Source organism: Pseudomonas sp. GW823-FHT02C02 (genome assembly GCF_058797635.1).
Window position 1 is genome coordinate 1 of sequence record NZ_JBXAJV010000035.1, and the last position, 10,624, is coordinate 10,624.

The 10,624-nt window shown below is 54.3% G+C and carries 18 protein-coding genes and 1 pseudogene; 3 read left to right on the forward strand and 16 right to left on the reverse strand.

What is annotated here, in order from left to right; genetic code table 11:
- Positions 1-115: 115 nt before the first annotated feature.
- The 14 genes from AC1ROI_RS33710 to AC1ROI_RS33775 form a co-directional block, all read right to left on the reverse strand.
- Complete coding sequence (locus AC1ROI_RS33710; protein ID WP_146013529.1) at positions 116-328, reverse strand: hypothetical protein; 213 nt, start codon at positions 326-328, stop codon at positions 116-118.
- A 28-nt stretch (positions 329-356) separates the two neighbouring features.
- Positions 357-797 (reverse strand): hypothetical protein, encoded by a 441-nt coding sequence (locus AC1ROI_RS33715; protein WP_173678030.1) that lies wholly within the window; start codon positions 795-797, stop codon positions 357-359.
- A 228-nt stretch (positions 798-1,025) separates the two neighbouring features.
- On the reverse strand, positions 1,026-1,331 hold the full coding sequence (locus AC1ROI_RS33720; RefSeq protein ID WP_146013528.1) for a hypothetical protein: 306 nt from the start codon (positions 1,329-1,331) through the stop codon (positions 1,026-1,028).
- A gap of 81 nt (positions 1,332-1,412) precedes the next feature.
- Entirely contained in the window at positions 1,413-1,766 is a 354-nt protein-coding gene (locus AC1ROI_RS33725) for a hypothetical protein (protein WP_102599824.1), read from the reverse strand.
- A gap of 2 nt (positions 1,767-1,768) precedes the next feature.
- Entirely contained in the window at positions 1,769-1,918 is a 150-nt protein-coding gene (locus AC1ROI_RS33730) for a hypothetical protein (protein WP_158244048.1), read from the reverse strand.
- A 61-nt stretch (positions 1,919-1,979) separates the two neighbouring features.
- Positions 1,980-2,432: a hypothetical protein gene (locus AC1ROI_RS33735; RefSeq protein ID WP_102599823.1), complete on the reverse strand. Its 453-nt coding sequence runs from the start codon at positions 2,430-2,432 to the stop codon at positions 1,980-1,982.
- A 48-nt stretch (positions 2,433-2,480) separates the two neighbouring features.
- A complete protein-coding gene (locus tag AC1ROI_RS33740) occupies positions 2,481-2,681 on the reverse strand; it encodes a hypothetical protein (RefSeq protein WP_102599822.1) in 201 nt (66 codons plus the stop codon).
- A gap of 119 nt (positions 2,682-2,800) precedes the next feature.
- Entirely contained in the window at positions 2,801-3,280 is a 480-nt protein-coding gene (locus AC1ROI_RS33745) for a hypothetical protein (RefSeq protein ID WP_102599821.1), read from the reverse strand.
- A 398-nt stretch (positions 3,281-3,678) separates the two neighbouring features.
- Positions 3,679-4,350: a hypothetical protein gene (locus AC1ROI_RS33750; protein WP_102599820.1), complete on the reverse strand. Its 672-nt coding sequence runs from the start codon at positions 4,348-4,350 to the stop codon at positions 3,679-3,681.
- 181 nt (positions 4,351-4,531) lie between these two features.
- Positions 4,532-4,879, reverse strand: coding sequence for an acetate and sugar kinases/Hsc70/actin family protein (locus tag AC1ROI_RS33755; RefSeq protein ID WP_173678029.1), 348 nt, complete (start codon positions 4,877-4,879; stop codon positions 4,532-4,534).
- Between the two features lie 18 nt (positions 4,880-4,897).
- Positions 4,898-5,221, reverse strand: coding sequence for a hypothetical protein (locus AC1ROI_RS33760; protein WP_146013527.1), 324 nt, complete (start codon positions 5,219-5,221; stop codon positions 4,898-4,900).
- A 10-nt stretch (positions 5,222-5,231) separates the two neighbouring features.
- On the reverse strand, positions 5,232-5,471 hold the full coding sequence (locus AC1ROI_RS33765; protein ID WP_102599819.1) for a hypothetical protein: 240 nt from the start codon (positions 5,469-5,471) through the stop codon (positions 5,232-5,234).
- Between the two features lie 94 nt (positions 5,472-5,565).
- Positions 5,566-6,657: a COG3904 family protein gene (locus AC1ROI_RS33770; RefSeq protein WP_102599818.1), complete on the reverse strand. Its 1,092-nt coding sequence runs from the start codon at positions 6,655-6,657 to the stop codon at positions 5,566-5,568.
- A gap of 81 nt (positions 6,658-6,738) precedes the next feature.
- A complete protein-coding gene (locus tag AC1ROI_RS33775) occupies positions 6,739-7,518 on the reverse strand; it encodes a hypothetical protein (RefSeq protein WP_256580187.1) in 780 nt (259 codons plus the stop codon).
- A gap of 214 nt (positions 7,519-7,732) precedes the next feature.
- Between AC1ROI_RS33775 and AC1ROI_RS33780 the strand changes: the two genes are divergently transcribed.
- The 3 genes from AC1ROI_RS33780 (at position 7,733) to AC1ROI_RS33790 (ending at position 9,556) form a co-directional block, all read left to right on the forward strand.
- Positions 7,733-8,176, forward strand: a complete 444-nt coding sequence (locus tag AC1ROI_RS33780; protein ID WP_102599817.1) for a hypothetical protein — start codon at positions 7,733-7,735, stop codon at positions 8,174-8,176.
- 70 nt (positions 8,177-8,246) lie between these two features.
- Entirely contained in the window at positions 8,247-9,179 is a 933-nt protein-coding gene (locus AC1ROI_RS33785) for a UPF0489 family protein (protein ID WP_102599816.1), read from the forward strand.
- On the forward strand, positions 9,179-9,556 hold the full coding sequence (locus tag AC1ROI_RS33790) for a hypothetical protein (protein ID WP_102599815.1): 378 nt from the start codon (positions 9,179-9,181) through the stop codon (positions 9,554-9,556). Before AC1ROI_RS33785 ends, AC1ROI_RS33790 begins: the two co-directional genes overlap by 1 nt.
- Positions 9,557-9,590: 34 nt before the next feature.
- Here AC1ROI_RS33790 and AC1ROI_RS33795 read toward each other — a convergent pair whose 3' ends face one another.
- Together AC1ROI_RS33795 and AC1ROI_RS33800 are read right to left on the reverse strand one after the other, a co-directional pair.
- On the reverse strand, positions 9,591-10,322 hold the full coding sequence (locus AC1ROI_RS33795) for a DinB/UmuC family translesion DNA polymerase (RefSeq protein WP_492573986.1): 732 nt from the start codon (positions 10,320-10,322) through the stop codon (positions 9,591-9,593).
- A gap of 93 nt (positions 10,323-10,415) precedes the next feature.
- A pseudogene (locus tag AC1ROI_RS33800) lies at positions 10,416-10,538 on the reverse strand (hypothetical protein); the annotation flags it as partial.
- Between the last annotated feature and the right edge of the window lie 86 nt (positions 10,539-10,624).

Consider the following 10,624-nt stretch of genomic DNA (forward strand, 5'->3'; position numbering starts at 1 on the left):
CACTTCGTTCGCTGTGGTCAGCTTACGGCGGGACTTTCACCCACAAGATTGCGCCCATGCTGGGCGCACATAAAAAAGCCCGCTGGACGGCGGGCTGGTGTGTAGCGTTTTTTCTCTAGCTGAGCTCCCAGCTGTGAAGAGTGATTTCGGCCATTTCATAGCCGTTGCCCGTAGCCTCATCGAACCACCCGGATACGGTGGCCGAACGACCGGACAAAATCGTTTTAATGTCCGGCTCTGCAACCATGCCAGAAATATCGCCAAGCGCTTCAACCTCCTCGCGCTCTTTCCAACCAGTGATTTTCACGAATTTGTTGATGGTTGCCATCGTTTTGCTCTCGTTTCGTGGCTGATGATCAGGCTGGCTCATAGCGACCATGGTCGTAGGCCTCCATGACGTTTTTTTCTGTCAGTGAGCTGACGCGTACCAAGCCGTCGATCATCCTGCTGCGGTCTTTGAAGTACACAACTTTGACTGGCCATTCGGGGATCGATTGGTCGATGGCAACGACCCATGCCTCCAAGGTCTGGCCTTCTGGGGTGTACTGACGACCTGTGTTGAACTCGATCGAGTTCAATTGAGCATCAGGACCGGGTTTGCTGATGATGTCGCCAAACTCGGCGACCAGAGCGGCGTAATGATCATCCGTGGTGGCATCACCTCGCAGCTCATACACGTGGTTTTCGCTTTTCGCTTCCACCAGGAAGACTGGCTTGTCACTGAATCGACTTTGCCCCACATAGATCTGGGCCGTGTTGCGCAGCAAGGCGATGACAGTCGGTTTTGAGTTGTTCATTGTGAGGCTCCGATGCGGGTTGTCTGTATGCATCGGTGATGCCGAACAAGTGCCGATAACCAGGTGCGCCTTGCGCCGGAATTTCTAGACCCTATTTTGGCTGGCGACGAAATCTGACGGCCGGCATGCTGTCGGTTATACCCATAACCGAGTAACGCCTGCATGCACCAAAAATTCATTTGCCTGTTCGTCCTCGCGGCAGCCTTCAATACATCCATGGCGGCCAGCTCAGGCGACGTCGCTCCGACCTTGACCGTTCGCAAAACGGCTGACGGCTTGATCGTCGACGCTGTTCGTCAGCACGCCGGCCAAAATCAGCGGGACACTACTGGCTTGATCCCTGGAGCCACCGCTCTCGGGGCCCAGTTGTTCAAGCTTCGTTTTCAGGGGTGTGGTGAGGTCAAATTCATCGACCGGGAGAACGATCACGTCGATGGCGTTGCCGCCGGCCGTGGTACTACCCCCCAGTGCCAGATAACTAATTGGGATGTTCAGTGGAAGGTGCAGCACGCAGACGGGTAACAGGAGAAACAAGCAATCAAAGACCCGAAAATGTGCGCCCTTCTTCTGAATTAGCCCCAGCGTGTGTAGACAGAGCTTGGGGCTTCTGGGGGGCTATACCTTAGGCCAAGCCCACAAACTCCTACTCGATGGATTTTTCCGCTCAGCAGCTGATTCAACGGCATACGCTTCGATCTTCGCAGCAAGAATTTCTTTGTGCCGCATACACTCACCCTCATCATGCTGCCATGGCTTTTTGACCCACCCTGATTGCAGATCCATGTTCCCGCGATTCAGCTTTCGTAAATCCGCCATGTACTGCTTGTTGCACCGATTATTGATCACCGGAACAACAAGCAGAACGAACCCAAATTCAACCAGAAGCGCTACTGCGATAATCCAATAATTTCCCGTCGCCAATGAAGCAGCAGCAGCCAGGGCGAGAAATAACAGCAGCTTGCGACCCATGGCTATTTCCCTTCACCGAGTACCCAACGATCGCAAACGAAAGAGACAATCAGCGCCGCCACTATGCCGGTAGCCATCCGCGTCAAAAACGGTTGCTCGTACCAAAACCAGTTTGCCGCGATAGCAGCAATGATCATCAGCAGAATCTTCAATGACATTATTCCTACTCTCCGAAGCAACACCCTGAGCAATCTATACCCAGGATGCCGACCACTACTCACTGACTAATGGAATGCGAATGGCGCTCTGAACCAGGAGGAGTGCTTTATCACCGACATCGCTTGTTTTCAGACCTATTCCTCCCGTGCTATCGACGAGTGCACCGGGCACATCGGTTGCGACAACAGCCCCGTCTTGCTGCATACAAGCAATGGTGACGATTCCATCTTTCGGGTCAATTCGCCCGGCAGCATTACGAACAATACCGAAGTGAACAGCGCATTTGTGAGCATGAAGCTGATCAACGGCTCGATTGCTCGCTGAGGTGAAGGTGCCGTTTTCCGCACTCAGGGAGCCCCAGTTTTTAAAGTACCCACTGGTCATGTCACCCGCGTTATTTACAACAAAGGGAAGTGTCGTCAAATTCGGGACGACAATCGAATCATCATCCGCTAAGACCGGGGAAGCCAGCGCCATCATTGCCAGTGCTACTAGAGCCTTATTCATCGCCGCTCCGTGGATTTTCGTTGATCAGTATGTTGAAAGGTTTGTGTTTCATTGTGCAATGAACCTGGGTAGGACAAATGACTGCCCGCAGCAGGTTGGCGCCAAGATAATTCCGTCAGCAGCAATTGCCTTACCGGCCTCGAGGTGAATCGATGTTTTGACGTTTGCAAGGATCTCGTTGACGGCGGATTGGGACATGTTCAGTAGATCGGTTGTATCGGTAGTGACAATCACTTTTTCGTTGGCCATCGTTGTTCCTCATCATTCTTCAAATTCGGCGTATTTGCGAGGCGTCAGCATCGTCGCGTGTATTTTCCGTCATCTGTAACCCCCTACGTGGGTGAGAATCGAATGCCCTGCAATTGCGATCAGCTCGTTTTATGCTTGGCGGCGGCCTTGTTGAGCTTCACCCAGTTCGACGTGTCGTATTCGTTCACAGATTTGGCAGTTGCAAAGACGTCCAAGCCGGTGTGTTTCACCGTCTTGGTGTAAAACTGCTCCCATAAACCTTCACGTGTCCTGGGCCCAAACAATGTCTCCACTTCCAGCAGGAAACGTTGTCCGAGCAACGGCCACGCGATGGTGAAAGCGAACCATGAGTAAAAGACAAAAACGGCAACAGCAATGCCTATGGCATCAATCTTTTCCATTCCATCCGCCAACAGAAACTTGCAGAGAAGCAATGCTCCAACGAATAGGGCAATGCTCGGTAGAACAAAGTGCAGAAGCTTCCGCTTCGTGGTGTGGTAAGCAATTGCCGTATAGAGCAGCTGCCTTCTCTGCTTAGGGGTTTCCTCTTCCCCTGGTACCTTTGGCTTCGAGGTATCGAGTGGGGTCTTTTTGCTCATACATTCCCTTCGTTTTGCGGTCGCGGTTTAAGTGGCGAACTGCGGTAATGCCGCTGTTGATGCCACTGACAATTCAAGCATTCACCGATACCACCCCTTGAATGCCATTGTGGCGACGACGATGGGAGCGGCTTTACACCTCGTGACATCAGATACAGCGTGTATCCGTGAAAAGGTATGCTTACGTGTTATAGATTCTGAAGATAGCCAAAAATAACCCCTCACGCAATGGCAAGGGGTCGAGCAACTGGTGCTGCTGGGGATAAAAACTGTCACGGGGGAATAGAGTCTGTCGTAACTCTCGCCGTACTAGAACCGGCTTTTCGGCCTACTGCTACCCAGCAGCGCCGAGGCCAGCCTGTGCACCAGGGCGTGCATAGTTCGGCCGGGGCCGGCAATCAAGATTCGTGCTGGCGCGGACCATCGCAACCCGGATAGCTGGCCATGAAAACCCTGTTGTGGGCCTGGATGAGCTGTGCGGCGTGCTCCGAAAGCCCCCAGTGCGAAGGGTCGCAAAGCTCGCCCATCATCGTCGAGTAGGGATCAACCAGACCTTCGTCCAGCTGCACTTCTTCATTGCTGAAGCACACAAGAATTTCCGGGGCATCGACTTCGGCATACTGGTCGTAATCTCCAAGAGGGTATTCGCCCCACTGGAGTTCAGGGTGCAGTTGCTGTAGTGCAGCGATGAGGGCTTTGCGTGTGGCAGCCATCAAATTTTCCGGATCGTCCGGACTTGAAGGCAGCGATTCAATACCAAGTACCTCCTGGCAATCAGAGTTGGGGGCCATGGATGAAAGCAGTAGTTGCCGTTGGGGAACATCTGACATGGCCGACTCCTCGCCATCAGAGAGCCGCTCTGCCATCCGCTGCATCTTCGCCTGGATGGCGCTGTATTTCTTTTGCGCCGTCGCGGTGAACACCGTCTGCTTGCCACTGAAAAAAGCCTTGCTGCCACCAATCACATTGGAGGCGCACATCTCCATCCCTTCCAGAGCTTCGGAGCAGGCGCTGTAGGTCATCAGATTCCCAAGGGCAACATCGGTGTGTTTCAGTGGTTTGGTAGCCATGTCAGCGTTTCCAAGTAGGTGTCTACGTGGAATTATAGGTGCGTTTAACGCACCTGTCAAAACTCTTTGAACGTCACCGATAAGCTGGTGCTGATTTCTTGGTGACAACGAAAAAACCCCGCCAGCGTAAGCTGTGCGGGGCGTGGTGGGACATTTTCGATCACTGCAACGCATGAGTGCGTCAGTTGAGCTTTCCACCCTGAATCAGCCTCAGAGCTGGCCTGATGGGTTGTTGGAGCGCCGCTTTCGCAGCATTTATCATTGCGTAAGCCTCGATGCGCTGGTCAGCCGCCGCGAGACGTTCGGTTACAGCGGCAACGGCATGCCTGTGTGCACCAAGATCCTCGGGGGATGCTCGACCACATTTGAGGGAGGATACTTCGTCCAGGAGCGCTTGGGTAACACGCTTCCAGGTGCGAACCTCATCAGCAGAACAGCACGCGTGGTAGTCGCTCAGCTTGCGGTAGAGGTGTTCGTAACGCTGGCGAAACTCGCCAACTTTGACGGTGTTTTGATTGGACTGCGACATGGTCAAATTCCTTTTCGGTTAGTCGTCGAGCGATTCGATTCGTTGTTTTTCGGCCTGTACTTTTGCCATCTGCTCAGCGGCATTCGCCGCTTCGATCAGGCTTTTGTGCACGTGGTCTGATACGCCCGAAAGGTCCATCTCACCGCAGCTCCAGCCAGCGAGGTACCCACCATTGTCTGGAAGGCTAAAGACCAGCCCCCAAACTTGAGTGCAGTCCTCTGGCGGTTCGCTTGCGTAGTACGGTCCCGAGCAGTCGACTCCAGCAATATCGTTGGACCACTGATACGGGTACGGAGGCATACCTGGTTGTTCGAGAACAAATTCACGTTCATTACCGGTCATAGATTTCTCCCTATACGCCGCGACGTTCCAGTTCGATGGCAAGAGCAGCCAACACTTCCGGCACGCGATGCTTATTAGCGGTGTAGGCATCGAGCTTTTCGCCAAAAGGCTTGTGGCCACCGACGATCACGCCGCCGAAGGACGCTCGAAACATTTCAGTTTGGGTGCTCGTCACTTTGTCGCAGAGGCACAGGCGGCCAGCTGAAAGCACGTCGTTGATGTCTTGTGTGTGCATACCTTCGATGTTCATAGTCATGTCCTTGAAAGGCGTTGTGCCGAAGGCGATCGCCCCGGAATTGAATTACTTGCTTCAGGGAATGCTGAACACGAAACGGTAATTGCCTTCAACGCTGTACGGTCGCGCCCTTCTGTGTGCCATGGCAAAGTTGAACGAACCCACCCATCAAGGCGCTGGCTTGTGTAGACACATCGATCGCGTACATCGATTGACGTTGATCGTCGTAACGGAAGCGCACCCCAACTGACCTGGCACGCTGCATCTCCACCAACTGCTCTGCCCTGGGTGGGAAGTCAGACATTGCCGTTCGGCCCATCATTTGAACCGGCTGCCTGAGTTCGACCGCGGACGTTCGACCATCAACCAACAGATCCACACTGCGGACTCGCCCTTTCCCGTCGGCGTCGACCATCACAGCAACGGAAACGTCTTGCTGAGCGGTGCATGCCAGTTGAATTTCAACAGTGCTGCTGATGGTGCTTTGCACACCTTTCAGGACAAGAGCACCCTGCTCACTCTCGATACCCCAGACGGCAACTTCTTTCCCCGCATTCACCAAACCGAGGTTGACTTGATCGGCCACCGACAGCTTCTGCATCGCACTGGCCGGAGTTGCCGCCATCAAACTGAAGAGCTGAGTACTAACACCCATGTCGCGGAGGAAATTGACCGTTGCGGCCGAGAAGATCTGCGCATCGGCCATTGCCTGCTGTGAGGTAGCTTGGTCAGCTGCGGCGAACTGGTGAACGCCCACCACCGAGTCTGGCTGAATCAGCCTGAAGCGCCCGCCGGCAAGCAACATGACGCATGCACTCTCGCAAATGCCCGCTTCATCACTTATCGACGACACCCCCTTCACGCCAACCTGGGTCGAAAACCCGAGTTCACGAATGCGACGGCCGAGCGCAAGCCCTGCCCGCATGCTGCCGCCAAAGGAGTTGAGGTGAACGATCACACCGTTGCGGCCCTTGAGGTATGCGAAGGTGTTCAGCCGCTCCATTACATCTGCATCTATGCGTCCATCCAAAAAGAGATCCACCACACCTGACAGGTCTGGATTCGAACTCATGGTGACGGTTGCGGACGCGACGCGAGGGGCATTGCGCTCCCCGGCATTTACGTTCGCAGTGATTGCCAACCCAAACACCCAACAGAGGGTGCTATGAAATAGCGCCTGGAAGAATCTTGAAGTGTTCATGCGATCGCCCTTATGCGGTTAAGTAGTGTTCTGAAATGCTAAACACCTCTCCGTAAGACGTAATGGCCCTGGCGATCGGAGTCAGGCCAGCAACGAGTAGTACGCCTCTTGCTGCAATACGTTCCTGACGGCACGGGTCCGCTTTGTGTCGCCAAGCCCGCTCGAGCGATCGGGCGCCAAGCTACTCGCTTCGATGCTGATTTTTCGTGTCCTGGCGCGAAGCCAGTTCGCGTCCGCCGTGTAATTAGCCTCAGGATTGTTGGCCTTCAGGGCGTCGATTTTTTGAATTAGCACGTCCGTCATCACCACCCTGCCAAGGATATGGAAATCCGTATGGTGGAGGGTCGAGCAATCGTCAGCCGACATAGCTTCGAGGTTGCTAGGTACGCCGACACAGAATCGATCGGAACCGAACGTGTCCTTGGCCAATGCGAGCATTTGAGCGGCATCAAGGACCCCACGTTGCAGCGGGACAATTACGCGAACGCCCTTCGCGATCCAGCTTTTTACCCGCTCCGCGTGCTCGGTCCAGAGCTTCAATGTCGCTACCTGATCACCGATTACATCCGGAGCTACGATGCTCAGCCCTTGCGGTTTGGCAGTCATCAGGATCACGGACTCGTATTTTTGAAACACCCGCTCCCAAATGATGGTTTCACCCTTTTGGAAGGCCGCAAAGGCGCCGGAGTCAATAAAGACTGATCCCCCGGAATCAAGGTGTCTCGGCAGCGCGAGAAAGACTTTGGAGAGGCTCAGCAAGGGGGCCACGACCCCGATGGGAACACCAACATCCACAGCAGCGCGTAGATCGCTGCTTGCGGACATCCCCGAATGGAAAGCCAGGTGCCAACGGTGAGACATACGAAAACCCTGTTTGATACTGTCAGTATCTTTTATCGTATGCGTACGTGTTATGCAATGCCAGGCAGCCAATGAATGCAGTCTTGATCAGATGCAGGGGGTGTCTACAAAAATGTCAGGGGCGTAGCATGTTGACGAAGGCGCAGCGTCCAACAACGGACGATTTCACCGTCACCGAACTGGCGAGTAAGCGACTTACTCCGATGGGAAAAGAATGATCAATCGTGAAGCACTCGAAAGAATAGCTGCATCATGCCGCTTCGGCCTTCTCAGCCTTGCTGAGAAAAACAGCTCTATGTTCCATAAGTTCCCAAGGGGGGCATGTGGCCCAGCCTCTGAGGTGCTGGGCCGAATATTGAAAGAAGAATTTCAAATCGAAGGTATGTACGTTTGCGCCAGCGACCATTCGCAGCTCAACCAAGAGCAATCTCACGCATGGGTTGAAGTAGGCGAATTCATCATCGACATCACCCACGACCAGTTTCAAGGAACTGGCCTCAGCGGTTGGGTATTCGAGCGAGGGACGGGATGGCACGCTCAATTTTCCGAGATAGATCTGCGCCGCAATGTGTTCTGTACGCCAGAGAACTGGCCGTTTTATCCCCATGATGGGTACCACGCAGCTTTGGAAAAGGTTTTGAGCGAAGTCCAGAATTAACGACGTGCGCTTCGATGGCAATTAGCGCCCAATTCGATGCTCTCCAAATATTCCACCAGCAGGACAAGGTATGCGCCAGGTGCAAAAGATCGGTGTGACAAGTGAAAACATCTGCGGAAAGTCTGTATTTACGTTCGATAGCCACCATGAAGCCCTTCTTCCCTGGGCGCAATGTGCGCGTGACTTGGGTTTCGCTCCGCGCCTATTGACGCTGGATTATCACAGCGATACACGCCCTGCCTTCGTAGGCCACAGCTCCGTGGACATAACCGTGGGTATGGACGATGAGGGGTGGGAGGAACGCGCCGCGGCTGAGGTTGCCAAAATCGATTTTCGTGTCGAGGAAACGGTTCGAGACGCGATCCTGAATCTTCGCTTTGACGAACACATAAGTGCTGCCGTGCAATCACGCACTATCGACATTGCGTTTGCGATTGTTGGGGGTCTGATCACCAACGAATACCAAAGCAACGAACAACTTGCGGCTGAATCAGAGTGGCGTGAGAGGGCACATGATACGCCAGGGGTATCCAAGCCTAAGGCCCCGCCGCCCTACACGTACTCCATTCCAGCAGAGCGAATCGTCGAATTACCTCGTCAGAAGGTGCGGTCTAATGACCAACCCCGATCCAAGGGGTACGCCAACCAAGCGTTGGAGTCCGACTTTCTTCGCCGACACCTTGATTTTATCGAGAGTATTTCTCAGTCCAGCGGGATCCCCGGACTGTTTGAAGCACCGTTTATTCTCGATATCGACCTTGATTACTTCAACACCAGGCAGTCGATTCAACCTGTCGACCACGAGCTCTTCCATGAGCTTATTCGTCGAGCCGACATCATCACCATTGCGCGTGAGCCGAAGTGCGTGATTGCCTGTCAGAAACCCGGTGAGAAGCTGGCCAGCGATTGGCTGGAGACTGAGTTGAAACGACATATCAGAGAGGCGCTCAGCACATCGCCGAGCGAGGACGACCTGACAACTCCGAAACAAACGAGCGCCTGATGACAGACCTACTCACCAAGTTGCAATCACTCAACAAAGAACAAGGGGCGAAGGTCCTTCTGTACTGTGACCTGCGGGGCATGCAGCGGGACCTGGTCGTCCGGGGCGCCTGGGGACTGGCATTCCTTGGTCTGGCAATGATCGTGCTGAAATCATTGGGCCGATCGGATAATTCCTTGCTGGCCCCTTACCTCGACTGGATGGGTATCGGGATATGTTTCGTCGCACTGCTTTACGGCGGTATATCGCTCTTCATGGTCTGGAGTATTCGGGCTACCCGCCACTCACTTTCCGAAATGGGGGTCAGACCCGAGCTTGTTGAGCAGCTTGACGCCCTCCCCTCTAAATCCCTCGCCCGTCGTCGCATAGAGCAATAACAGGCGCCGACACCTGAAATTCATCTGTTCCCCATTACTGGCATTTCACCGATTTCAGTTGATTGAAATCGGTGGTGAAACTGGCCGACAGGTAATCACGCTTCATTGCCCAATGTGCCACCGGCGGTTCCAGCGCCAGCCGGAGGCTGCCCCTCCCATACCGGGCGTTGACCTGGTCAATGACGCCCATGAGCGCATCTGCATTGCGCCGCGGTGTTGGAGCAAACAAGTCAGATTGGTAGCTGTGCGGCGAGCAAAATTGCGACAGCACAATGCCGGCCTTCGCATACCGGTACCCTGGCACATAGATGCGCTGGAGTCCCGCCAAGGCGGCGGCGACGAAGTCGCGAGTGTCGGCGCTGGGCACCTCGAGCCCACAAATGGCAGTTCGACTATAAGGGTGATCATCGAAGCGGCTTGTTTGGATGAAAACCTGAAGACACGACGCCAGTTGCCCCTCGCTACGCAGCTTCACGCATGCCCTGGACACGTAGGTGGCCACCGCTTCGCGCAGCCCTTCAATCGTAGTGACCCTCTCGCCGAAGGAACGGGTCGACGCGATGGTCTGCTTGGGGCCCACGCTCTCGTCGAATCTGAAACAAGAGACACCGGCGAGTTCCAGGGCAGTTTTTTCAATATTTACGTTGAAAGAGCGGCGTAGGGTCTTGGGGTCGAATTGCTGGAGGTCGAAGGCTGTATTTATCCCCATGACCTTCATCTGGGCAGAAAGCTTCCTCCCAACACCCCACACATCTTCACTTGGCATAAGACTCAAGAGCCGGTCCCGACGGGCATCATCCAAAGGCCCAACCACCCCACCAGTCTTTTTATAGGTTTTCGCGGCGCGATTTGCAGCCTTAGCCAAGGTCTTAGTTGTACCGAATCCGACCCCAACACCTATGCCGATTTGTTTCCTCACGTCAGCCTGGATCTTACGGCCCAGAGTTTCGTAGCAGGTATTCATGCCAGTGGCATCAAGCCAACATTCATCGTATGCGTCCGGGCAACACGTCTTGCGTGATTAAACCGGCTGCCACTTATGCGGAAGCAGCTGCTCGATTTCACTCG